The organism is Amycolatopsis sp. NPDC051716, assembly GCF_040681595.1.
GTDB lineage: Bacteria > Actinomycetota > Actinomycetes > Mycobacteriales > Pseudonocardiaceae > Amycolatopsis.
Window position 1 is genome coordinate 12,844 of sequence record NZ_JBFAZA010000039.1, and the last position, 25,463, is coordinate 38,306.

Consider the following 25,463-nt stretch of genomic DNA (forward strand, 5'->3'; position numbering starts at 1 on the left):
CTCCCTGATCGTCGTACTCACAACCGGTCCAGCAGTGCGGCCAGCGCGCGCCCGATCCGTTCGAGCGCCTCCGGCCGGGTCAGCATCTCCCCGTGCGTGCAGTCCAGCACGTGCGGGTGGATCAGATCGCCGACGTACGGCCGCCACAGTTCCGCGGTCGGCTGCGGGTCCGGCCAGCCCTGGCCCGCGCCGAAGAACAGCAGCTCCTGGTCGAACCGGCCGGGCCGGTACTGCCGGGCGAGGGCGGAGTTGTTCAGCATGATGTCGGCGACCGCGGCCAGCTGGGACTCGCTCATCGACACCAGGCCCGTCGCGTTCAGCACGTCGGCCACCTCGCCCGGCAGCGGCTCGTCGGGCACCTGCGCGCCGTCCACGCCGAAGTACTCGATCGCCAGGTAGCGCAGCACCTCGGCCTGGCTGATGTCGCGGTGCTCCGGCAGGCCCTCGCGCGGGTAACTGTCCAACATGGACAGCAGGCCGACCCGGTGCCCGGCCGCGCGCAGCCGCTCCGCCATCGCGTGGGCCGCCAGGCCGCCGAACGACCAGCCGAGCAGGCAGTACGGACCTTCCGGCTGGACGGCCCGGATCCGTTCGACGTAGTCGGCGGCGATCTCGTCGACCGACCCGGCGAGCGGGTGCGGCTCGGCGATCCCGCGAGCCTGGATGCCGTACACCGGGTGCCGGCGCGGGATGTGCCGCAGCAGGCTCGCGTAGCACCAGCTGACCCCGCCGGCCGGGTGGATGCAGAACAGGGCCGGCCCGTCGCCCTGGGGACGCAGGGGGAGCACGACGTCGAACACGTCGTCCGCCGTGTCGACGCCGAGCCGGGCGGCCAGCGCGGCCACGGTCGGGTTCTCGAACAGGGTGCGCACCGACACCTTCAGCCCGAGGGCCGCGCGGATCTCGCCGACCAGCCGGATGGCCAGCAGAGAGTGGCCGCCGAGGTCGAAGAAGTCGTCGTGCACGCCGACCTTCGGCCGCTTGAGCACCTCGGCGAACAGGCCGGTGAGCAGCTCCTCGTGCGGGGTGCGTGCCGCCCGGCCGGGTGCCGGCTCGCGCCGTGGCCCGGACGGTGCCGCCAGCCCCGGCCGGATCCGCTCGTCGAGCGGCACGGTCGCGGGCTCGGTCGCGGACGCCGCCGCGGTGAGCAGCTCGACCAGGTGGTCGGCGAGCAGCTCCGCCGCCTCGGCGGTGACCAGGTCGGTGCGGAAGTCGAGGCGCAGCCGCAGCCGCTGCCCGCCGGTCGCGGCGAGCATGAGCGGGTAGTGGGTGGCGTCCACTCCGTCCACATCGGACAGCCGGAGCTCCGCGCCGGCCGGGCCGGCCGGGACCGGGCCGGCCGGGTAGTTCTCGAAGACGACGACGGTGTCGAACAACGTGCCCTGCCCGGCCACCGCGGTGATCTCGGCGAGGTTGAGGTGATCGTGCGGGCGCAGAGCGCCGCGGTGCTCGTGCACCTGGCGCAGCACCGCGCGCAGCGACGTGTCGGCGTCGAACCGGATCCGCACCGGCACGGTGTTGATCAGCAGCCCGATCATGTGCTCGATCCCGGACAGCTCGGCGGGCCGGCCCGCCACCACCGTGCCGAACACGACGTCGTCCCGCTCGGTCACCTGGCGCAGCAGCACGGCCCACAGGCCCAGGACGACGTCGGCCTGGGTGAGCCCGTGCCCGCGGGCGAACGCGGCCAGGTTCGCGGTCACCGTTTCGTCCAGTTCCCGGCCGGTCCGCGCCGGGAACCGGGCCGGGCGCGCCGGATCCGGCGGCGCCAGCAGCGGGGGACGGCCGAGCCCGGCCAGTGCCGACCGCCAGGCTTCCCGCGCGGCGTCGACGTCCTGGCGGGACAGCCATTCCAGGTACGTGCGGTAGGAGGGGACCGGCGGCAGCTCCTGCCCGCCGTAGCCGGCGAACAGCTCCCGCAGCAGCACCGGGATCGACCAACCGTCCAGCAGCATGTGGTGGCTGGTGATCACCAGCCGGTGCCGCGGTCCGCCGAGGTGCACCAGCAGCATCCGGAGCAGCGGCGGGACCGCGGGGTCGAAGCCGCGTGCCCGCTGGGCGGCCACCAGGTCCCCGAGCTCGTCGCCGGTCGCGTCGACCTCCTCCCACGGCAGCGCGACCGTCCGCGGGATGACCTGGACCGGCCCGTCGGCGTGGAACGCCGCACGCAGGTTCTCGTGCCGGTCCAGCAGCGCCTGCCCGGCGGCGCGCAGCCGCCGCGCGTCCACGGTGCCGGCCAGGTCGACCACCAGTTGCACCGTGTAGACGTCGTCGTCCCCGTCCGCGTGCAGCACGTGGAACAGCAGCCCCTGCTGCAGCGGGGCCAGCGGGACGACGTCGGCGATCTCCGACGGCGGCAGGCCGGCGTCGCGCAACCGGCGTTCCAGCACCTCGATCCGGTCCTGCGACCACCGCAGCAACGGCAGGTCGGACGGCGTGCGGCCGCCGCCCGCCGCCTCGACGTGCGCGGCGAGCTCCCCGAGCACGTCGGTCCAGGCCGCGGCCAGTGCGTCGATCGCCGCGTCGTCGAACAAGGCCGCGGGCCGGCTGAAGGTGGCGGCCAGCACCGGGCCCGCCGGACCCTCCACAGTGGCCATCGTCAGTTCCAGCTCGTGGGCCATCGGCAGGTCCGGATCCGCGCCGCCGCCGGCGGCGACGGGCAGCCAGTCACCGGCGGCAGGCCCGGTGCTGCGGCCGAGGTAGTTGACCGCGATCCGCGGCTCGGCGAGCCGGGCGAGTGCGGTGGCGGTCTGCGGGTTGGCGTAGCGCAGCAGGCCGTATCCGGCGCCGTGGCCCGGGACGGCCCGCAGCTGTTCCTTGACCCGCTTGAGGCTGTCCGCCACCGAAGCCGTCTCGCCGGGATCCAGCCGGACCGGGAACACCGTGGTGAACCAGCCGACCGTGCCGGAGACGTCGGTGCCGGGCAGCGCGTCGCGGCCGTGGCCCTCGACGTTCACCAGCAGGGCGCCACTCGCGCCGCGCCACCTGTTCACCGCGACGGCCAGCGCGGCGAGCAGCACGTCGTGCGTGCGGGCGTGGAACGCCTGCGGCACCGTGGTCAGCAGCGCCCGGGTCAGGCCGGGCGGCAGCTCCAGCTCGGTGGCGGTCCGGGTGCGCTCCACGTCGCGGGCCGGATCGAGCGGACCATTGCCGAGGCCGGGGTCGCGCTCGGCGAGCATTGTCGTCCACAGCGGCATTTCGGCCAGGACGTCCGGGTCCTGGGCGCGGGCGGTCAGCCGCTGCGCCCACACCTTGAACGGCGTGCCGCGCCGGCTCAGCGGCGTGCCGCGCCACGCCGCGGCGAAGTCGTCCGCCAGGATCCGCCAGGACACCGCGTCCACGGCCAGGTGGTGCACGGCGAGGAACAGCCGCCCCGGGTCGCCGTCGAACCGGACGGCCCGCACCACCACCCCGGCTTCGGGGTCGAGGGCGTCGACGGCCGCCTGCTGGGCGGTCCCGTCGGCACCGTCGTCATCGGCGGCGCGGGTCAGCACGTCCTCGGCGCGCACCGATCCCACCGGCAGCGCGTCCATGCTCCAGTAGGCGCCGCCCAGCGTGCTGGTCAGGCGCAGCCGCAGCACGTCGTGGTGGTCCAGGACCGCCTGCAGCGCCGCGATCAGCCGGTCGTGGTCGGCCTCGGCGGGCAGGCGCAGCGACAGCGACTGGTGGAACCGGCCGACGGGACCGCCGCGCTCCCGCAGCCAGTGCACGACCGGGGTCAGCGGGATGGTTCCGACGCCGGATTCCGCCGCGGGGCCCGGGTCCGCCGGCTCGGCGGCGCCCGCGACCGCGGCCAGTTCGGCGACCGTGCTGTGCTCGAAAAGCATCGCCGGGGTCACGGCGATGCCGAGGTCGCCCGCTCGCGTCGCCACCTGGATCGCCCCGATGCTGTCGCCGCCGAGGGCGAAGAACCCGTCGTCGGCGCCGACCGAGGGCACCCCGAGCACGTCCGCGAACACCCCGCAGAGGAGTTCCTCGGTACGGCCGCGTGCCGCGCGGCCGGTCGCGGCGCCGTCCGGCACCGGCTCCGGCAGCTCCGAGCGGTCGATCTTCCCGTTGGGCCCCACCGGAATGGCGTCCACCACCGTGATGGTGGCGGGCACCAGGTACCCGGGCAGCGTCTGCGCCAGCCGCGTGCGCAGCGCCGCCGGGTCCGGACGGTCCCCGCCGGGCTCGCCCACGACATAACCCGCCAGCCGGGCACGGCCGGTGTGGTCGGGGACGCCGCGCACCGCCGCCGCGGTCACGCCGGGGAGGCTCCGCAGCGCGGCTTCCACCTCGCCCGGTTCGATCCGGTGGCCGCGCACCTTCAGCTGGTCGTCCGCGCGCCCGGCGTACACCAGGTCGCCGTCGGGCAGGCGCCGCGCCAGGTCACCGGTCCGGTAGAGCCGGGTGCCGGGCGGGCCGAACGGGTCGGCCACGAACCGCAGCGCGGTCTGCCCCGGCTGCCGGAGGTAGCCCAGCGCGATGCCGGCACCGGCCAGGTACAGCTCCCCGGTGACGCCGACCGGCACCGGCCGGAGCCCGCTGTCCAGCACGTGGGCCCGCACGTTGCCGAGCGGTCGCCCGATCGGCGGGACGGCGGCCCCGGACAACGGCCTGCTGACGGTCGCGCACACGGTCGCTTCGGTAGGGCCGTACGCGTTGAGCATGCGGCGCCCGGCCGACCACTGCTCGGCCAGGTCGGGCGGGCACTGCTCGCCCGCGACGATGACGGTGGCCCGGTCCGGCAGGGCGCCCGCCGGCACGGCGCCGAGCGCCGAGGGCGGCAGTACGAGGTGCGTGACGGCCCGCTCGGCCACGAGGTCGCCGAGCGCCCGGCCCGGCAGGAGCCGGTCCGGCGGCGCCATGACGACCGTGGCGCCGGCCAGCAGCGTCGCCCACAGCTCCCAGCACGCCGCGTCGAAGCTGGCCGAGGCGAACTGCAGGACGCGCTCACCCGGCCGCACGCCGAAGGCGTCGCTGTTCAGCGCGAGGTTGACCACGCCGCGGTGCGGCACGACCACGCCCTTGGGGCGGCCGGTCGAGCCGGACGTGAATATCACGTACGCCGGGTGATCCGGCGTCAGCGGCGTTCCGCGGTCTTCCTCGGACAGCGGGGTCGACGGGAGGCCCTCGACCGCCGCCGGGGTGTCCACGAGCACGGCGGTGCCGAGCGAGCCGGCGAGATCCTCCGCGCAGATCGTGACGACCGGCGCGGTGTCCTCGAGCAGCAGCCGGACGCGCTCGGCCGGGTAGCCGAGGTCGAGGGGCAGGTAGGCGGCCCCCGTCTTGAGCGCCGCCAGCGCCGCGACCACGAACCGCGGCGTCCGCGGGCACGCCACCGCGACCACCGTGCCCGGCCCGGCTCCCCGCGCGAGCAACGCGCGCGCCAGCCGGCTCGACTCGGCGTCGAGCTCACCGAACGTGGTCACGGAGTCCTCGTACGCCACCGCCACCGCGCCGGAGGTCCGTGCCGCGACCGCGGCGAAGGCCTCCGGGACCGTGACCTCGCCCGCCGGGCGCACGGTGTCGTTCCACGCGGTCAGCAGGCGGCGCTCGCCCGCGGTCAGCACGTCGAAGGCGCCGAGGCGCCGCTCCGGGTCGGCGACGGCGCCGGCGAGCAACCCGGCCAGCCGCTCGGTCAGCTCGCGCGCGGTCCCCTCGTCGAACAGATCCGAGCTGTACTCGAGGAAGCCGACCATCCCCGCCGGGTCGCCGTCGTCCGTGCGGTGCTCGGTGAAGCCGAAGGTGAGGTCCAGCCGGGAGACCCCGGTGGCCACCGCGTGCGGTTCGGCCCGCAGGCCCGCGAGGGACAGTTCGGCGGCCGGGTTGTTGTTCAGCGCCAGCATCACCTGGAACAGCGGGTTGTGTGCGGACCGCTGTCCCCCGAGCTCCGCGAGCCGTTCGAACGGCAGGTCCTGGTTGGCGAACGCGGCGAGATCGGCCGCCCGCGCCCGGGACAGCAGCTCGCCGAACGTGGGGTCGCCCGTGGTGTCGGTGCGCAGCACCAGGGTGTTGACGAAGCAGCCGACGAGGTCGTCCAGCGCCCGGTCGGCCCGGCCGGCGACCGGGGTGCCGAGCGGGATGTCGGTGCCGGCGCCCAGCCTGGTCAGCACGGCGGCGAGCCCGGCGTGCAGCACCATGAACAGCGTCGCCTGGTGGGCCCTGGCCAGGTCGGTGAGGCCCCGGTGCAGCGCCGCGTCGAGGTCGAACCGGACCATGCCGCCGCGGTTGCTCGGTGCGGGCGGGCGCGGCCGGTCGGTGGGCAGGTCCAGCCGCTCCGGCAGGCCGGCGAGGGTCCGGCGCCAGTACGCCAGCTGACGGCCCGCCACGGTGAGCGGATCGTCCTCCCCGCCGAGCAGTTCGCGCTGCCACAACGTGTAGTCGGCGTACTGGACGGGCAGGCCCGGCCAGTCCGGCCCGGTGCCGTCCAGGCGCGCCCGGTACGCCTGGGCGAGGTCACGCATCAGCGGCCGCATCGACCAGCCGTCGCCGGCGATGTGGTGGGTCAGCAGCACCAGCACGTGCTCGTCGGCGGCCACCGTGAACAACCACGCCCGCACCGGCAGTTCGCCCGCGAGGTCGAAGTGGTGGCGCGCCGCGTCTTCGACCGCGGCGCCGAGTTCCGCCGGGGCCACGGCGCGGACCTGAAGCACCGGTCGCGCGTCCGCCACGACCTCCTGGCGCGGCCTGCCGTCGGTGCTGGGGAACACCGTCCGCAGCGCCTCGTGCCGGTCCACCACGTCGGCGAGCGCGGCCCGCAGCGCGGCTTCGTCGACGAAGCCGGTCAGCCGCAGGGCAAGCGGCATGTTGTAGGTGGCGCTGGGGCCTTCCAGCCGCCAGAGGAACCACAGGCGCCGCTGCGCCGAGGACAACGGGACCTCGGCGGGCCGCGGCAGCGGCCGCAACCGCGGCCGGGCCGTCCGGTCGCCGGTGTCGCCGAGCCGGCGGGCGAGCAGGGCCGGCGTCGAGGCGTCGAAGACGTCCCGGACGGCCAGCTGGATGTCGGTCGCCGCGCGGAGCCGCCCGACCACCTGGGTGGCCAGCAGCGAATGCCCGCCGTGGTCGAAGAAGTCGTCGTCCACGCTCAGCCCGGGGACGCCCAGCACGTCGGCGAACACCCGGCAGACCAGTTCCTCCTGCGGGGTGGCCGGCGGCCGCGCCGTGAGCGGCGCCGACGTGCCCGGCGCGGGCAGCGCGGCCCGGTCGAGCTTGCCGTTCGGCGTCACCGGCATGGCATCCAGCCGCACGAAGGCGGTCGGCACCAGGTACGCCGGCAGGCGCTCGGCGAGGAACGACCGGATCTCGGCCACCACGTTGGCGGACCCGGCCGGGGTGTTCGCCAGCGGGCGGCTGACGCCGTCCGGGCGGTACTGGCCGAGACCGGCGTCGGCCGGGTCGGTCCCGGCGGCGAACACGACGTCCAGTTCGCCGTCGGTGCCGGCGCCGGACCAGGTCACGACCGTCTCGTAGCCGTACCGGGCGCCCAGCTCCACCAGGGATTCCGGGTCCACGCCGTCGTCATCGAGCCGTCCATTGGGGACACTCGCCACGCGCAGGTGGTCCGGCCGCGCGGCCAGCAGCCCGGCCAGCGCCGCGAGGTCCGCTACCCCGGCGCCCCACCGCAGCTCCGCCCGGTCGGCCACCGGCCGCGGCGAACCCTTGCGCAGCACGACTTCGTAGCGGTACCGCGTCAGCTCGTTGTGGTGCGTGCCCCGCTTGACACGGATGTCCACCCCGGCGACGCCGGGCAGGGCACCGGCGATCCCGGCGAAGTAGTCGGGATCGATCAGCAGTTCGCGTTCCGCCTGCGGACCGGTGCGCAGCCGGTCCAGCAGCCGCAGGTTGCGGACGTCGCCCACGAACACCGAGCCGCCCGGCCGCACCAGGGCGAGCGCCTGCCGCAGCACCTCGGTGACGTAGCCGAGGTCCGGGAAGTACTGGACGACCGAGTTCAGCACCACCGTGTCGAAGAAGCTCGCCGGCACCCGGTCCAGCCGGTCCGCCGGGCCGGCCAGCAGGCGCACCCGCTCCGCCAGCCCCGGCACCTCGGCGACCTGCCCGGTCAGCCGCTCGACGACCGCGGCGGAGAGGTCGGTACCCCAGTACTGTTCGCAGGACGGCGCGACCCGGGCGAGGATCAAGCCGCTGCCGACACCGACCTCGAGCACGCGGCGCGGGCGCAGGGCGAGGATCCGGTCCACCGCGCTCGCCCGCCACTCCCGCATGTCGGCCAGTGGGATGGGCGAGCCGTCGGCACTGCTGGTCCAGCCGGAGAAGTCCTCGCCGAGCGCGGCCGGTGCCGGTTCGCCGTACTGGGCCTGGAAGACCTCGCGCCACCGGTCCACCTGGTCGGCGGCATCCGGCTCGCCCTCGACGAAGTAGGCGACCAGCTGCGGGGTGCCGGACACGTCGGGCCGGGCGGCCACCGCGGCCGCGGCGACGCCGGGATGCGCCCCCAAGGCGTTTTCCACCTCGCCCAGCTCGACCCGGTGCCCGCGGATCTTGACCTGGTCGTCGGCGCGCCCGGCGAACTCCAGCGTTCCCTCGGCGCGCCACCGGACCAGATCGCCCGTGCGGTACATCCGCTCGCCTGCCGGGCCGTACGGGTCGGCGACGAACCGCGCGGCGGTCAGCCCGGGACGGCGCAGGTAGCCCCGGGCCACGCTCGGCCCGCCGACGTACAGTTCGCCGGTCACGCCGGTGGGTACCGGCCGCAGGGCCGCGTCCAGCACGTACACGCGGGTGCCCGGGAGCGGCCGGCCGATCGGGGGCCGCTGCGCCCCCCGCAGCGGGTCGCTCATCGTCGCGCACACCGTGGTCTCGGTCGGGCCGTAGGCGTTGGTCAGCCGGCGTCCGGCCGACCAGCGCTCGACGAGTTCGCCGCCGGCCGCTTCGCCGGCGACGACGAGGTGGGAGACCGTCCGCAGGCTGCCGGGCGGCAGCACCGCCAGCGCGCTCGGCGGCAGGGTCACGTGGGTGACCGCGTGCCGTTCGACGAGACCGGCCAGCGCCGGCCCCGGCACCAGGTCGTCGGGTGTGCCGAGCACCATCGTGGCCCCGGACAGCAGGGCCATGGTCAGTTCCCAGAACGCCGCGTCGAAGCTCGGCGAGGCGAACTGCAGCACCCGGGCGCCCGGGCCCGCCCCGAACCGGTCCCGCTGCGCCGCGAGCAGGCACGCCACGCCGCAGTGGGTCACGACGACGCCCTTCGGCTCCCCGGTCGAACCGGACGTGTAGATCACGTAGGCGGGGTGCGCCGGGTGCCTGGCCACCTCCGGATCGTCCGACGGCTCACCGGCCACCGCGGCTTCGTCGAGCACGAGCACGTCGGCGTCCGTCGCGGGCAGCTCGGCCCCCGCCGTGATGACCAGCTCCGGCCGGGCGTCGGAGAGCAGGTAGCCGATGCGGTGCCGCGGGTAGGCCAGGTCGACGGGCAGGTAGGCGGCGCCGGCCTTGAACACCGCCAGGATGGCGACGACGAGGGCCGGGGTCCGGGGCAGGGCCAGCGCGACCAGGGTCTCCGGGCCGACGCCCCGGCGGATCAGGGCGTGCGCGAGCCGGTTGGCCCGGGCGTTGAGCTGCTGGTAGCTCACTTCTTCGGCGTCGTACCGCAACGCGACGGCGTCCGGTGCCTCCGCCGCTCGCGCCTCGAACAGATCCGCGACCGGTTCGGCGGGCACCGCGGCCCCGCCGTCGCTCCACTGTTCGAGCAGCGTCGCCCGTTCGCCGTCGTCGAGGATGTCGAGCCTGCTGATCGGCAGGTCCGGGTCGGCGGCGGCCGCGGTCAGCAGGCGGGCCAGCCGTCCGACGAGGCGATCGACCGTGCCGGCGTCGAACAGGTCCGTGCTGTACTCGACGTAGCCGGACAGCCCGGCCGGGCCGCCGGCGTCGTCGTGGTGCTCGTCCAAGCTCAGCGAGAAGTCGAACTTGGACACCAGCGGGCGGACCCGCATCGGCCGCACGTGCAGGCCGGGCAGGTCCAGCTCGGCCGAAGGCGCGTTCTGCAGCACCACGAACACCTGGAACAGCGGCTGACGGGCCAGCGTGCGCTCCGGATTGAGGACTTCGACCAGCCGCTCGAACGGCAGGTCCTGGTTGGCGTACGCGGCGAGGTCGCCGGTCCGCGTCCGGGCCAGCAGCTCGCGGAAGCTCGGATCGCCGGAGACGTCGGTGCGCAACGTCAGCGTGTTGACGAAGAAGCCGACCAGGTCGTCGAGCGCCTCGTCGGTCCGGCCCGCGATGGCGCTGCCGAGCGGGATGTCGGTCCCCGCGCCGAGCTGGGACAGCAGCGCGGCCAGACCGGCCTGCAGCACCATGAAGAGGGTGGCGTGCTCGCTGCGCGCGAGGTCGCCGAGCCTGCCGTGCAGGCCGGCGTCGAAGCCGACCCACCGCACGTCCCCGCGGAAGTCGGCGACGGCGGGGCGCGGCCGGTCGGCCGGCAGCGCCAACTCCTGCGGGGCGTCCGCCAGCGTCCGCCGCCAGTAGCCGAGCTGGCTCGCGGCCAGGCTGTCCGGATCGGTCTCCTCGCCGAGCAACGAACGCTGCCAGAGCGTGTAGTCGGCGTACTGCACCGGCAGCGGCGTCCACTGTGGAGCGTTACCGGCCCGGCGGGCGGCGTAGGCGACGGTCAGGTCCCGCACGAGCGGCCGCAGCGACCAGCCGTCACCCGCGATGTGGTGCAGCAGCAGGAAGAGCACGTGCTCATCGGGCCCCAGCACGAGGAGCTTGGCCAGCAACGGTGGCTCGGCCGCCAGGTCGAACCCGTACCGGGTCTCGGCGGTCAGCAGCTCGGCCAGGCCGGCGTCGTCCAGCTCGCGGCAGTCGACGACCGCGAGCTCCGGCCGGGCCTGGTCCACGGGCAGCACGACCTGCCGCGGCCGTCCGTCGACGTCCGGGAACACCGTGCGCAGCGACTCGTGCCGCGCGACGACGTCGCCCAGCGCCACCCGCAACGCCTCGACGTCCAGCTCGCCGGTCATGCGCAGCGGCAACGGGATGTTGTACGCCGGTCCTGCCGCGCTGAGCCGGTGGAGGAACCACAGCCGCCGCTGCGCGAAGGACAGCGGCAGCTCGTCCGGGTACGGCACCGGGCGCAGCGCCGGCCGGGCGGCTTCCGCGGACCCGAGGACCTGCGCCAGTCCACGCGGCGTCGGCGCCTCGAACACGCTGCGGACGGGCAGTTCCACGCCCAGCGCCGAACGCACCCGGCTGGCGAGCCGGGTGGCCAGCAGCGAATGGCCGCCGAGCGCGAAGAAGTTGTCCTCGACGCCGACCCGGTCCAGCCCGAGGACCTCCGCGAAGACCGTGCAGAGGATCTCCTCCTCCGCGGTCCGGGTCGCCGCCGGGACGAGCGCGGAGCCGGCCTCGGCGCCGGGGTCGGGCAAGGCCGCCACGTCCACCTTGCCGTTGGCGTTCAGCGGCAGTGCGTCGACCCGGACGAACGCGGACGGAACCATGAACTCCGGCAGCCGGCCGGCCACGTGCTCGCGCAGCCCCGCCACGTCGATCCCGTCGGCGACCACGTAGGCGACCAGGCGCTTGCCGTTGTGGTCCGCCCGCGCCACGACCGCGGCCTGCGCCACCGCCGGGTGTTCGGCCAGCACGGCCCGGATCTCGCCGGGTTCGATCCGGAACCCGCGGATCTTCACCTGCTCGTCGGTGCGGCCCAGGTAGGTGATGACCCCGCCGGACTCCCACCGCACCAGGTCGCCGGTGCGGTACATCCGCTCGCCGCCGGTCCCGAACGGGCAGGCCACGAAGCGTTCCGCCGTCATGGCCGCGCGCCCGGCGTACCCCCGCGCCAAGCCGTCGCCCGCCAGGTAGAGCTCGCCCGGTACGCCGGGGGGCACCGGGTTCAGCCGCTCGTCGAGCACGTACGCGCGGGTGTTGTCCATCGGCGCGCCGATCGGCACGTTGTCCCCGGACACCCGGTGCGGGTGCGTCATCGGGTACGCGAGCGCGAACGTGGTCGCCTCGGTCGGGCCGTAGACGTGGACGATCGTGGTGCCGGGGCACGTGTCCAGCGCGCGCTGGACGGCCTCGGGGGAGACGCGCTCGCCGCCGGTCCACACCTGCCGGACCGCGGCGAAGCAGCCGGGGTCCTCCTCCACGAGGAGGTTGAACAGGGCGGTGGTGAGGAACACCGCGGTGACGTCGCCGCCGCGGATGACCCGGGCGAGCGCGGCGGTGTCCCGTTCCTCGCCGGGCGGCACGACGACCTCGCCGCCGGACAGCAGCGGCACCCACATCTCGTAGGTGGACGCGTCGAACGCGTGCGGCGACCGCAGCAGCACCCGGTCGTGGCCGCCGTCGCGCCAGCGCCGGTCCGACGCCAGCCGCAGCACGTTGCGGTGGGTGTTCCCGATGCCCTTCGGGGTCCCGGTCGAGCCGGACGTGTACATCACGTAGGCCAGCTGGTCCGGCGGGGTCTCCGCGGCGAAGCCCATCGCCGGCTCGTCGGCCGGGGCGTCGTCGACGAAGATCACCTCGGCCGGCAGCTCCCGTGCCCGTGCGGAGTTGTCCCGATCGGCCAGCAGCACGGGCGCCGCCGTCTCCTCGAGGATCAGGGCCATCCGCGCGGCCGGGTAGGTGGCATGCATCGGCACGTACGTCCCGCCTGCCTTGAGCACGGCGAGGGTCGAGACCACGAGGTCGGCGGACCGGCGCTGCAGGATGGCGACGCCGGTCTCGGTGCGTACTCCCGCCGCCCGCAGCCGGTGCGCCAGCCGTCCGGCCCGGTCGTCCAGCTCGCGGTAGGTGAGCACGACGTCGCCGGCCCGGACGGCGACGGCGTCCGGCGTCCGGGCCACCTGGTCGGCGAAGCGGGCGTGGATGGAGCCCGCGGGGATCGCGGCCGCGGTGTCGTTCCAGGCGGCCACGAGGTCATGGCGTTCCGCCCGGTCCAGCAGCGCCAGGTCGCCGACCGGCCGGTCCGGGTACTCGGCCGCGTCGGCCAGCAGCCGGACGAGCCGGTCGAGCAGGGTTCGGACGGTCGCCGGGTCGAACAGGTCCGTGGAGTACTCCACGAACCCGTCGATGCCGTTGGCGGAACCGTCGGGGCGGCGGTGCTCGTCGAGGCTGAACGCCAGGTCGAACCGGGCGACGCCGGTGCGCACCGGCTGGTGCTCCACCCGCAGCCCGGACAGCTCGATCCGGGCCTCCGGCGCGTTCTGCAGCGTGACCATCACCTGGAACAGCGGCTGCCGCGACAGCGTCCGGTCCGGGTTGAGCACCTCGACCAGTCGCTCGAACGGCACGTCCTGGTGGGCGAACGCGGCCAGGTCGGCGGCCCGCACCCGGGAGAGCAGCTCGGTGAAGCCCGGGTTGCCGGACACGTCGGTCCGCAGCACCAGGGTGTTGACGAAACAGCCGACCAGGTCGTCGAGCGCGTCGTCCGTGCGGCCGGCGTTGGAGGTGCCGAGCGGGATGTCGGTGCCCGCGCCGAGCCGGGACAGCAGCGCCACCAGGCCGGCCTGCAGCACCATGAACAGCGTCGCCTGGTTGTCCTTGGCGAGGGCGGCGAGGCGCTCGTGCAGCACGGGGTCGAGCCAGACCCGCTCGGTGTCACCGCGGAAGGACACCGCGGACGGCCGGGGCCGGTCGGTGGGCAGGGCGATCTGGTCCGGCAGGCCGGCCAGTTCCCGGCGCCAGAACTCGATCTGCTCGCCCGCCAGGCTGCCCGGCTCGTTTTCGTCGCCCAGCAACGCGAGCTGCCACGCGGTGTAGTCGGCGTACTGGACCGGGAGCGGCTCCGGGTTCGGCGCCCGCCCGGTGTGGCGGGCGAGGTACGCGGCCGCGAGGTCCGCGGCCAGCGGGCCGAGGGACCAGCCGTCCCCGGTGATGTGGTGCAGCAGCACGAGCAGCACGTGCCGGTCCGGCGCCAGCTCGAACAGCGTCACCCGCAGCGGCGGCTCGGCGGCGAGGTCGAACCGGTGGCCCGCGGCGGCCCGCAGGGCCTCGTCCAGTCCGGACTCGGCGACCGGGACGACGGTGACCTGCGGCCGCGCGTCGGCCACGTCCAGGATGCGCTGCCGGGGTTCCCCGTCGACGTCCGGGAACACGGTGCGCAGCGTCTCGTGCCGTTCGACGACGTCCGCGAGCGCCTCGCTGATCGCGGACCGGTCCAGCGGGCCGGACAGCCGCAGCGCCAGCGGGATGTTGTAGGTGCGCGCCGCTTCCGGCAGCTGCGCGAGGAACCACAGCCGCCGCTGGGCGAACGACAGCGGGATGACCGACGCCCGCGGCACGGGCACCAGCGCGGGCCGGGCGGCCTGCCCCTCGAAGAGGCGGCCGGCCACCGCGGCCACCGTCGCGTCTTCGAACAGTGCGGCCATGGAGATCTCCACGCCGAGGGTCGAGCGGACCCGGCTGATCAACCGGGTCGCGTACAGCGAGTTCCCGCCGAGGTCGAAGAAGTTGTCGTCGATCCCCAGCGTGGCCAGCCCGAGCACCTCGGCGAACAGTCCACAGAGGATGGTCTCGTGCGTGGTCCGCGGCCGCCGCCCGGTCACCGGGGCCACCGGCTCCGGCGCAGGCAGCGCGGCGCGGTCGAGCTTGCCGTTGGGCGTCACCGGAAGCCGGTCCAGCTCGGCGAACACGCCCGGGATCATGTACCCGGGCAACGCCGCCGCGAGGTGCTCGCGCAGTCCCTCGACGGTGACCCGGCGGCCGGGCGCGGACACGAAGTAGGCGACCAGGTCCTGCACCCCGACCTCGTCGGCGCGGACGACCACGGCCACGTGGGTGAGGTCGGGGTGCTGGGCCAGCACCGACTCGATCTCGCCCAGCTCGATCCGGTGACCGCGGACCTTGACCTGCCCGTCGGCCCGGCCGGCGAATTCCAGCTGGCCGTCGGCGGTCCACCGCACCAGGTCGCCGCTGCGCTGCATCCGGCTGCCCGGCGGCCCGTACGGATCGGCCACGAACCGCAGGGACGTCAGTGCGGGACGGTTCAGGTACCCACGGGCGATGCCGGGGCCGGTGACGTAGAGCTCCCCGACGACGCCCGGCGGCACCGGCTGGAGGTTGCGGTCCAGGACGTACACGACGGAGTTCGCGATGGGCCGCCCGATCGGCGGCGCCTTGCCCTCCACCACCGGCTCGCTGAGGCTGGTGCAGACGGTGTACTCGCTCGGCCCGTACGCGTTGATCATCCGGCGGCCCGCCGACCACCGGCGGACCAGGTCCGGGGTGCACGTCTCGCCCGCGGCGACCACGGTCGTCGACGGCGGCAGGCCGCCGTCGGGGATCACAGCCAGCGCCGAGGGCACCAGCGTCAGGTGGGTGATGTCCTGCTCGGTGGCCAGTTTCGTCAGCGGTTCGCCCGGCATCAGCCGGTCCGCCGGGGCCAGCACGAGCGTCGCGCCGTGCAGCAGGCCCATGCAGATCTCCCAGAACGCCGCGTCGAAGCTCGGCGAGGCGAACTGCAGCACCCGGCTGCCCGGGCCGACGCCGAGCGATTCCGCCTGCGCGACGACCATGCTCGCCACGCCGGTGTGCGACACGGCAACGCCCTTGGGGCGCCCGGTCGAGCCGGACGTGTAGATCACGTACGCCAGGTTCCGCAGGTCCGGGGCCGGGATCCGGGGCACGTCGTCGAGCCGCACCGCGGCCAGCTCCTCGGCGATCCCCGGGTCGTCGAGCACGATGGTGGTGCGGTCGCCGGGAACCACGGCGGCGAGCCCGGTCGTGGTCACCACGACCGTCGGTGCCGCGTCGTCGAGCATGTAGGCGATCCGGTCCGCCGGGTAGTCGCCGTCGACGGACACGTACGCCCCGCCTGCCTTGAGCACGGCCAGCAGCGCGACGACCAGTTCGGGCGCGCGCGGCAGCACCAGCGCCACGAGGTGTTCCGGACCCACGCCGCGCGCCGCCAGCAACCGGGCGAGCCGCCCGGCCCGCTCGTCGAGCTCGGCGTAGGTGATGGTTTCACCCTCGTAGGCGACGGCGATCGCGGACGGCGCTCGGGCGACGCGGCCGGCGAAGAGGGCGGCGACGTCGGCGGACGGCACCGGCGTCCCGGTGTCGTTCCAGCCGCGCAGCACCTGGTGGCGCTGCGCGGGTCCGATCAGGTCGAGCAGGCCGATCCGCTCGTCGGGCTCCGCGTTCGCCAGCCCGGTGAGCAGCCGCGCGAGCCGCTCGCGGTGTGCGGTGAGGTCGGCCGCCGAGTACAGCTCCGAGTTCGCCTCGAAGATCAGCTCGAGCCCGCCGTCCGGCAGGTCCCGCGCAGTCACCTTGAGGTCGTCGACCGGGCCGGTGGAGATGAAGTGCCGGTTGGCGGGCAGGCCGGCGAAGTCGCCCTCTTCGAACGGGACGATGTTGACCACCGGGCCGTACGAGGCAGGCCAGTCGGCGGGCAGCCGGAGGTCGCGGCGCAGCTGCTCGTGGGGATAGCGCTGGTGGCTCAGCGAACGCTTGGTCTCGTCGGTGGCCAGCCGCACCAGCTCGGCCACGCGGACGTCGGCGGGGACGTCGATGCGCAGCGGCACGACGTTGACGGCCATCGACGGGGTGCGCCGCGCGGTGGGTGTCGAGCGGCCGGTCACCGGCAGGCTGAGGATCACATCGGCCCGGCCGGTGACCCGGCTGACGTAGGCCGCGAGCCCGGCCACGATCACCCGCGACCACCGGGTGCCCGCCGCCTCGGCGAGCCCGCACAACCGGCCGAACACCTCGGGCGGCAGGACTTCCCGGTCGCGCAGCGTCGTGCGCGACGCGGGCGCCGAGCGGCCCGCGAGCATGACCGGCTCCGGCCGGTCGCCGAACCGGTCGAGCCAGAACCGCTGGTCCTGGCCGAACTCGGCGGACTCGCGGTAGGACCGGTCCTCGTCGAGCAGCGGCCGCAGCGGCGGGAGCGGCGCTCCCGCCGGGGCCGCGCCGGTGCGTTCGGCGTACAGCTCGGCGAGCCGCTTGCCGACCAGCCAGATGCCGACCGCGTCGAGCACGATGTGGTGGCAGCGCTGGTACCAGAAGTACCGGTCCGGCGCGGCGCGGAACAAGGCGAACCCGAACAGCGTCTCCTGGTCGAGCCCCACCGCGCTGTCGACTTCGGCGCGCATCCACTCCTCGGCCGCGGCACGGGGATCCGGCCGGTCGCTGACGTCGATCACCGGCAGCGGCCAGGACTCCTGGCGGACCAGATGCTGCTCGGGCTCGCCGCTCTCGGCGGTGAACCGGACCTGCAGGGCGTCGGTCTCCGCCACGGCCTGGCGCAGCGCAGCGCAGAACGCCGCCTCGTCGACCTCGCCGTCGATCTGGAGGTAGCCCGCGAAGTTGTACACCGGGTTGCCGGGGTCCAGCTGCTGGCCGAACCAGGAACCCAGCTGCGCGGACGAGAGCGGCAGGCGATTTTCCACAACGTCAGTCATGAGCAGGCAGTTCCTCGCTGATCCGTGGTCGACCGGGGCCGGAAAACACCGATTGGCTCAGTCGAGGACACTAGGAGCGCGCTGCCGCGTGTTCCGCGCACTGACAGCAAACTGCCACGGGGCGGGTCACGCTTCCGCGAGGTACCGGCACATCCTGTCAGGCTCCGGGACACCTCGGGGCCGGTGGCCCGTACGTCTACATTGGACAGACAAAAGCGGCTGCCGGTCCGAAGACACGGCAGCCGCTCTTCCGGTACGCCCGGCTCGCTCGCTCAGACCAGCTGCACCGACAGGCGGAACACGCCGGAGCCCTTGCGCTGCACGCCCAGCTTGACGCCGCCGACCTCGCCGGTGCGGCGCACGTGCGTGCCACCGCACGGGATGGGCGGGTGGCCGTCGAGCTCCCAGATCCAGGTGCGGGGGCCGGATTCCTCGTCCCGGTACCGCCCGATGGGCAGGTCACGGGCCACGAGCTCGGCCAGCGCCGGGGTCAGGTCGTCCACCGCGGGCTTGCGGTCCGGATCGCTCCAGCTGACATCCAGCCGCGCCTTCTCCGGCCGGATCTCGCCGCCCCGGTCCTCGTGCCCGGCGCCGTAGACCGACTCGTAGGCGACCCACGACAGGTGCTGCGCGGTGTGCAGGCGCATCAAGCGGTACCGGCGGTCCCAGTCGATCGTCCCGTCGACGGTGTCGCCGGCCGCCAAGGCGCCTTCGCCCCGCCAGTCCACGACGTGCAGGACGCGGTCGCGCTCCGGGCTGTAATACGTGTCCGTGACCGGAAAGCCGCCCAGCAGGCCGGTGTCACCCGCCTGGCCGCCGGAGCGCGCGTAGAACGCTGTCTCGTCGAGTTCGACGAGATCGCCGTCGACCGCCACCACGGTCGCGGTGAACTCGGCGCGGTACGGGTCTTCGCGGTGCAGTTCTGTCGTCTTCAACGTCCTGACCAGGTGTCAGGTGACCGGCGCGGCGGGCGCGGTCACGATGGACAAAGCAGTTTCGGCCACGGCCTTGCGGTCGAGCTTACCGCTGGGCGTCCGCGGCAGCCCGGTCACCACGTCGAGCCGCGACGGCAGCATGTAGTCGGGCAGCTTGCCGCGCAAACGTTCCCAGACCGCGCCCGTCACGGTCATCGGGTCCGCGTCCGCGCGCAGCACCACGAACGCGTGCAGGTACTTCTCGGTGGCATCGGCGCCGACCACCGCCACGACCACTTCCGCCACCCCCGGCACCGAATCGATCAGCGTCTCGATCTCGCCGAGCTCGATCCGGAAGCCGCGGACCTTGACCTGGTGGTCCATCCGGCCGAGGAAGACCAGCGTGCCGCCGTCCACACGCCCCAGGTCACCCGTGCGGTAGGCGCGGCTCGCCGCCCCGCACGGATCCGGCACGTAGGCCTTCCGGGTGCGGTCCGGCAGGTTCAGGTAGCCGGGGCCGACCGCCGTCCCGGCGATCCACAGCTCGCCCGTCCGCCCGTCGGGCAGCACACCGCCCTCCGCGTCGCACACGTGGACGTGGGTGTTCGCGATCGGCGTCCCGATCGGGGCGAGCAGCGGCCAGGCCGACACGTCCGGCGGCAGGACGTAGCTGGTGGCGACGTGGGTTTCGGTCGTGCCCCACTGGTTGACCAGCCGGCAGCCGGGCAGCCTGGCGAACAGGGCCCGGATCTTGTCGCCGCACTGGACCTGTTCGCCCGCGGTGATGATCTCGCGCAGCGGGTGGCGCGCCGGGTCGGCCTCGTCGGTGAACAGGGCGAGCGACTGGATCATCACGAACGGCAGGAACAGCCGGTTGATCCGCTCGGTCTCGACCAGGTCCCACAGCAGCCCGGGGTCGAGCCGGTCGTCCTCGTCGCAGCACACCACCGTGCCGCCCGCGCCCAGCGCGCTGTATATCTCCTGGAACGTGATGTCGAAGGACGCGGGGGAGAACTGGAGCGTGCGCGCGCCCGGCGGGGCCGCACTGGCCGCGATCTGCCAGCCGACCAGGTTGGCGATGTTCTCGTGCTCGTAGCGGACGCCTTTCGGCCTGCCGGTCGAGCCGGAGGTGTAGACGAGGTAGGCGGGACCTCCGGGCGAGACCGCCGGCAGCGGGGCCACCGGGATCCGCCGCAGCCCGCCGCGCACGCCGTAGCTGAGCGAGCCTTCCTGGGCCAGCAGGGTCATCGTGCCGAGCCCGGCGATCCGCGCCGCGGTGCCGACCACGACCTCCACGGCCGCGTCCTGGCACATGTACGCCAGCCGGTCGGCCGGGTAGGCCACGTCCAGGGGAACGCACACGCACCCCGCGCGCATGATCCCGATGATCGCCACGACCAGCTCGATCGACCGGTCGAGGCACAGCCCCACCGGCGTGCCCGGTCCCGCACCCAGCGAAGCCAGTGTCCTGGCCACCTGCTCGGCCGCGGCCCAGACCTCGCCGTAGGTCACCGCCACGCCGTCGAAGGCGACCGCCTCGGCGGCCGGCTCGCGGCGGACCCACTCGGCCACCATGTCCATCACGGTCCCGTGGTCACGATCGCTTCGCGGTCCCCACATGACGCCGCACTCCTCCTTCACTTGTGCACGCCGCTGGGCAGTTCGGCGTGGAAGACGACGGCGGCCGGACGCTCGTTGCGCAGCAGCACTTCCCGCAGCCGGCGTTCGATGGCTCGCGTATCGGCCACCTCGTCCACGTACAGCTCGAGGTCGAACCGCACCCGGTCTCCGTCCGCGCGGTGCACCTTCGTGACCGCCTTCAGCACCCCGGGAAGGGACCCGGCGAACCGCCGGATCGACGGCAGCGCCACCTTCTGCCCGTCGACGACCAGGAAGTCGCGCAGCCTGCCCCGGAAGTACAGGTAGCCGTCCTCGTCGATGACGAACCGATCGCCGGTGGCCAGCACACCCGGTGACACGAGCGGGTCGGCGGCGTCGCCGTCGTTCCGGCCGACCTTGCGCCGCAGCACGGTGTCGGACGCCACCAGCAGCTCGCCGCAGCCGGTCCGGTCCGGGTTGCGCAGGAAGGCCCGCACGCCGGGCAGCGGCAGGCCGACCGAGGAGTGCCGTCCGGCCGGTTCGCGGTGCGCGGCCAGGGTCGAGACCCGTGGCCCCGCTTCGGTGAGCCCGTACGTCAGGTAGAGCTCGAGCCCGGGGTTTTCGGCCAGGACCCGTGCGACGAGCGCGGGTTCGAGCGCGTCACCGCCCACGGTGAGCACGCGCAGCGACGACGGCAGCGAAAGCTCCTGCCGGGCGAGCATCCGCACCAGCACCGGGGTCAGCGACGAAACCGTGATCCCGTGCGAGCGCACCGCAGCCCGGTAGGCGGGCGCGGTGAACGGAGGCCCGGACACCACCAGGCGGCAGCCGGTGGCGAACGCCGAAAGCGCCTGCGCCACCAGTGCGTACGAATAGTTCATCGGGAGGGTGACCAGGATCGTGTCGTCCGGCCGCTGGCCGATCGCCGCGGCGTGCCGCCTGCTGTTGCGCAGCAGTGCGTCCACCGTGTGCACGCAGGCGCTGAAGATCCCGGAGGTGCCGGACGTCGGGATCACCACCTCGCCGGGGGAGTAGTCCGCCGGCCTCGCCGACGGCAGCGCGACGGCATCGAGCCGGCCGACCCGGTACCGGCCGGAGCCGCCGAGCGGCCCGGCACGCAGGCTGGGCGCGACCACCGCGGCGGCCCCGAGCGCGACGGCGACCTCGCGGGTCCGCGCCGCCGTCGCCGAGGACGCCATCGGCACCGGAACCCCGCCCAGAAGTGACACCGCGAAGAACACCGAGAGCAGGTCGATGCCGTTCGGCAGAACGATCAGCACGGGTGCGCCCGGCGGCAGGGACAACGCGGCCAGGTCCTCGAGGACCTCCGGGAACGCGCTGGCACCCGGCTGCGGCGAGTCGGTGCGCACGCCGGTGGTGAGGAACTGCTCGACCTCCGCGGCACCGAACGGAACGGCGACGGCCGGTGTCGTGGTCATGCGCCGGGTCCCAGCACTTCGCACCGCGTCACGTGGCCCTCGGCGCCGGCGGTGTGCGAACACACCAGGACGTACCGGGCGCTCCCGTCGCGCAGCCACGCCCGGGCGACCGAGGCGACGGCGGGCGCCGCAGCCTCGGGGTCCATCGTGAAGACCAGGGTGGGGCCGCCGAACCCGAAGAGGATGCAGGGCAGGCTGCTCATCGCGCCGGGGTTGGCGCCGGCGAACCGCATCGGCGACACCCGGCCGTCCGGCACGCCGCGCCCGATCGCGCTGATGGTGTGCACCGTGCAGTGCCGGCTCACGCAGATGACACCGACCTCGGACGCGGCCGCGGTGAGCTCGGCCCGCATGCCCTCGATCGCGTCTTCCACCGCGGCGGCGACCAGCCACGCGGCCGGGTCGGCGAACATCGACCGCTTGCTGCCGCGGACGTCCGACAACGTCTTCGCGGTGGCCGATCCCTTGGCCAGCAGCGCCATGTCACCGGTTCCCTTCGAGTGCGAGACACGTGTTGAACCCGCCGAACCCGAGCGTCACGCTGAGCCCCACCCCGCCGCGCACCGGAGCCGGCCCGCCGACCGGGAACGGCCAGCCCGGCCGCGGCTTCGCGAGGCCGAGCACGGGGGGAACGACGTTGTCCCGCAACGCGAGCAGCACGGTGATCGCCTCGATCGCGCCGGTTGCGCCCAGGCTGTGCCCGAACGCGCCCTTGGTGGCGAACAGCGTCGGCGGGCCGGCCGCGCCGTCGAACAGCCGGGAGTACCCGGTCAGCTCGGTCGTGTCGTTGACCGGTGTGCCGGACCCGTGCGCGTTGATCACACCGACGTCGGCGAGGGTGCGGCCGGACCGGGCGAGGGCGCGGCGGACCGCTCTTGCCACCGATTCCCCGCTGGGGTCCGGGGCGGTGGCGCCCTGTGCGTCGTTCGACGAGCCCACCCCGATCACCTTCCCGTGCGGCCGGGCACCGCGCGCCCGCGCGGACCGGCCCGACTCGAGCACGAGGACCGCGGACCCTTCCCCGAGCAGCGTCCCGTCGTGGCTTTCGTCGAACGCCCGCAGCGACGTGGGCGACATCGTGCCCATCGCCGAGTGGGCGAGCCGCTTGGCCGGCGTCAGCACGTCGGTGCCGCCGCAGACGCAGATGTCCGCGACGCCGTCGCGGATCAGTTCGGTGGCGACCAGGATCGCGTCCGCGCCTGCCGAGCAGGCGGTGCTGATCGAAAGCGGCGCGCGGACCATGCCGATCCCGGTGGTCACCTCGGTGCACCACCGGGACAGCGACGACGGTGCCGGAGTGTCCAAATGCGACCCGTAGCTGGTACCCAGCACCGCCTGTACGCGAGGGTCCGAGGCCTCGACGCCCGCGTCGCCGAGGGCCCGCAGCACAGTCCGCTCGGTGAGCACCCGCTGGCGCCGGTCCGGTCCGTCGGTCAGCGGCGGGTCGCCGACCGCGGCCGCGGCCGTGTTCCGCAGCGGGAACCCGCTCGCCACCGGCCGGATGCCGGTCTCGCCCGCCAGCAGCGCGGACCACACGGCGTCCACGCCGGTGCCCAGAGCGGTCGTCCACGCCATGCCCGTCACCACGATGTCCCTGTCCGCCACGGCGGTCACCAGAACTGTTCGCCGAGTTGTTCCACGTTCAGGCGCACGAGGGTCAGCTGGCAGGCGGCCACCGGCGCCGGGCCGACCGTGGCCCGGCAGGTGTAGGAGAAGGTGTTGCCGCTGGTCTCCTCGTCGAACCGGGTGGAGATCACCACCTGGTCGCCGGGCACCACGATCTTGGTGAACCGCGCCTTCAGCGAGCCGACGAGGGTGATCTCGTCGTCGGCGAGCAGGGTGGTGCTCACCTGGAGCAGGATGATCGCCGACTGGGCCATCGCCTGGGTGAGGTGGCTGGCCGGGAAGATGGCCCGCTCGGGGAAGTGGCCCGCGACGCTGTCCATGTTGCCGGACACCGAGAGCATGCTCGTCAGCGAGACCCCCGGCTCGTGGTCGAGCACGCGGTCGAGGTAGATCATCGGGTGGCGATGCCGCAGCCAGGTCTTCAGCTCGCTGAATCCCATGGCCTTGACCGTCGTGGCTGTCGTGCTCACACGAACTCCTTCAGCACCTCGGTGACCCGGCCGGGCAGGACCGACGGCGTTCCCGTCGTCCGGCCGACGGCTCCGAAAACCAGTGTTCCGGTGACCAGCGTGGTCTCCGCGAGTGTGACCTCGCCCGCCACCCGGAGGGAGGCCGCGCCCAGGTGGGCCAGGCCGACCGTGACCCCGAGCCGGTCGAGGAACCGGGCTGGGTGCCGGTAGGTCAGCTTCGCCTCGGCGACCACCAGGTCGAGCCCGTCCGCGGCGAGCGCGTCGAGGCCGATGCCGAGGCGCTCCAGTCCTTCCAGCGCCGCAGTCTCGAGCAGCGAGGGGTACCGGGCGAAGTGCATGACACCGGAGGCGTCGGTGTCGACGTGCTCCACCCGGCGGGTGAGCGTGCCCAGCGTCGCCGTCACAGGCTGGCCTTCCGGAACGCCGTCGACCCCTCGCGCAGTCGCTCGACCACGGTCACCACGTCGTCTTCGGTGGCGATCAGCGGCGGCGCGACGCGCATGGTCGGGTACACGTAGGACAGTCCGCGCGACCGCTGGCCGGCCCCGGACATGTACTCGACGTAGACGCCCGCGCGCACCAGGCATTCCCGCAGCCGGCCCAGGTGCCACGACGCCTCCTCGGTCAGCTCGACGCCGTGCAGGTAGCCGGCGCCGTCGGAGCGCCGGTAGAGGTCCGGGAACTGCGCGACGAGCTCGTCGGCCAGCAGCCCCGACAGCGTCCGGCCGACCGCCGCGGACCGCTCCAGCAGCCGCTCGGAGGTGATGTACCGCAGGCCGTCGCGGATCACCGCACAGGTCAGCGGACGCAGGTCGGAGGTCGCTACCGCGCCCGAGGCGCGCACGGTCAGGTCCCGCAGCGCGATGACCATCGACGTCGACAGGACTCCCATGCCGAGGCTCTTGCCGAGCACGGTGATGTCGGTGGGGATCGGGCCGTCGGCGTCGGTCATCGCGAAGAAGCGGCCGGTCTTGGCGAACGTCAGCACCTCGTCGGCGACGAGCAGGGCGCCGGAGTGCCGGCACAGCGTGGAAATCTCCCGCAGATACCCCTCGGGCGGCACCAGCACACCCGCGTCACCCTGCACGGGCTCCACGACGACGGCCAGCAGGCGCTCACCCTCGGTCTCGAAGAACTCCCGGAGCGCCGTGGCGTCGCCGAACGGGATGTGCTCGACGCGGATCCCGTACGGTTCCCCGGACGCCGGTGCCGGCAGCCCGACGCGGTAGTGCCGTTTGTTGAGCAGCGGCAGCAGGCCACCGGACCAGCCGTGCCAGGCGCCCTCGAACGCCAGCACGGTGTCCCGCTGCGCCTTTCCTTCGCGGGGCGCCAGTTTCCGTCCGTCGAACCGGGATTCCAGCACCAGCCGCATGGCCAGCTCCACGCCCTCCGAGCCGGAGTTCCGGCCGCTGACGTGGTACTGCTCCGCCGGGAAGCGGTCGGCCCACAGCCCGCCTTCGCCGAACAGCTCCCACAGCAGGTGCGCGCGCTCGGCCGAGCCGGTTTCGTCGGTGGCGTAGCCGACCTCGTCGACCGCGCGGTCCAGCGCGGCCTTGACGACCTCGTGGGCCGCGCCGAGACACGCGCTGCCGTACCCGCCGCTCGCGTCGATGACGTCGAACCCGCGGCCCGCGGCCGGACCGGCCAGCTCGACGAAGCGCTGGACGAGCCCGCTCGACCCCAGTGCCGCGAACGGCAGCGCATGGCCACCGTAGTGGTCGAGCCGGACCCGGCGCTCGAACCGGAGGACGTCGAGGTCCGCCTCGGGCACCCGGTCGTCGAGGCCGTCGCCCTGCCCGGTGTTCGCGGTCAGCTGCTGGTGGATCAGCTCGGTCACCGCACGGATGCTGGTGAAGTTCTCCGGGTTGAACTCCTCGTCGGAAATCCGCACACCGAAGACGTTCTCGCACTGCACCCGCAGCTCGACGAAGCCCAGCGAGTCGAGCCCGAAGGCGTCGCGCAGGCTCTGGTCCAGTCCCATCTCGTCGGCGCCGACCTCGACGAAAAGGTCGGTCACCAGCATCTTCTTGATGGCGGCGGCGATCTCGTCCGCGTTCGTCATCG

9 protein-coding genes are annotated in these 25,463 nt (G+C 74.0%); all 9 read right to left on the reverse strand.

All coding sequences use genetic code 11. The features are described from left to right. Positions 1-17: 17 nt before the first annotated feature. Positions 18-17,351, reverse strand: coding sequence for an amino acid adenylation domain-containing protein (locus AB0M30_RS38550; RefSeq protein WP_364594768.1), 17,334 nt, complete (start codon positions 17,349-17,351; stop codon positions 18-20). 272 nt (positions 17,352-17,623) lie between these two features. Then, entirely contained in the window at positions 17,624-18,286 is a 663-nt protein-coding gene (locus AB0M30_RS38555) for an alanyl-tRNA editing protein (protein WP_364594770.1), read from the reverse strand. Positions 18,287-18,301: 15 nt separating this feature from the next. Continuing rightward, on the reverse strand, positions 18,302-19,885 hold the full coding sequence (locus AB0M30_RS38560; RefSeq protein ID WP_364594773.1) for an amino acid adenylation domain-containing protein: 1,584 nt from the start codon (positions 19,883-19,885) through the stop codon (positions 18,302-18,304). A 17-nt stretch (positions 19,886-19,902) separates the two neighbouring features. Next, positions 19,903-21,303 carry a class I adenylate-forming enzyme family protein gene (locus AB0M30_RS38565; protein ID WP_364594776.1) on the reverse strand — a complete coding sequence of 467 codons (1,401 nt, stop codon included), beginning with the start codon at positions 21,301-21,303 and terminating at the stop codon, positions 19,903-19,905. Continuing rightward, positions 21,300-21,785, reverse strand: coding sequence for a hypothetical protein (locus AB0M30_RS38570; RefSeq protein ID WP_364594779.1), 486 nt, complete (start codon positions 21,783-21,785; stop codon positions 21,300-21,302). Before AB0M30_RS38570 ends, AB0M30_RS38565 begins: the two co-directional genes overlap by 4 nt. Position 21,786: 1 nt before the next feature. After that, a complete protein-coding gene (locus AB0M30_RS38575; protein WP_364594782.1) occupies positions 21,787-22,908 on the reverse strand; it encodes a beta-ketoacyl-[acyl-carrier-protein] synthase family protein in 1,122 nt (373 codons plus the stop codon). Positions 22,909-22,913: 5 nt separating this feature from the next. Then, positions 22,914-23,399: a hypothetical protein gene (locus AB0M30_RS38580; protein WP_364594785.1), complete on the reverse strand. Its 486-nt coding sequence runs from the start codon at positions 23,397-23,399 to the stop codon at positions 22,914-22,916. Then, positions 23,396-23,803, reverse strand: coding sequence for a thioesterase family protein (locus AB0M30_RS38585; protein WP_364594788.1), 408 nt, complete (start codon positions 23,801-23,803; stop codon positions 23,396-23,398). The genes AB0M30_RS38580 and AB0M30_RS38585 overlap by 4 nt, the downstream gene beginning before the upstream one ends. Further along, positions 23,800-25,461, reverse strand: a complete 1,662-nt coding sequence (locus tag AB0M30_RS38590) for an aminotransferase class III-fold pyridoxal phosphate-dependent enzyme (protein WP_364594791.1) — start codon at positions 25,459-25,461, stop codon at positions 23,800-23,802. Before AB0M30_RS38590 ends, AB0M30_RS38585 begins: the two co-directional genes overlap by 4 nt. Between the last annotated feature and the right edge of the window lie 2 nt (positions 25,462-25,463).

Bases quoted from the DNA above. Each gene is read 5' to 3' on its own strand.
- AB0M30_RS38550 (WP_364594768.1), bottom strand. From the start codon at position 17,351: ATGACTGACGTTGTGGAAAATCGCCTGCCGCTCTCGTCCGCGCAGCTG.
- AB0M30_RS38560 (WP_364594773.1), bottom strand. From the start codon at position 19,885: ATGTGGGGACCGCGAAGCGATCGTGACCACGGGACCGTGATGGACATG.
- AB0M30_RS38565 (WP_364594776.1), bottom strand. From the start codon at position 21,303: ATGACCACGACACCGGCCGTCGCCGTTCCGTTCGGTGCCGCGGAGGTC.
- AB0M30_RS38570 (WP_364594779.1), bottom strand. From the start codon at position 21,785: ATGGCGCTGCTGGCCAAGGGATCGGCCACCGCGAAGACGTTGTCGGAC.
- AB0M30_RS38590 (WP_364594791.1), bottom strand. From the start codon at position 25,461: ATGACGAACGCGGACGAGATCGCCGCCGCCATCAAGAAGATGCTGGTG.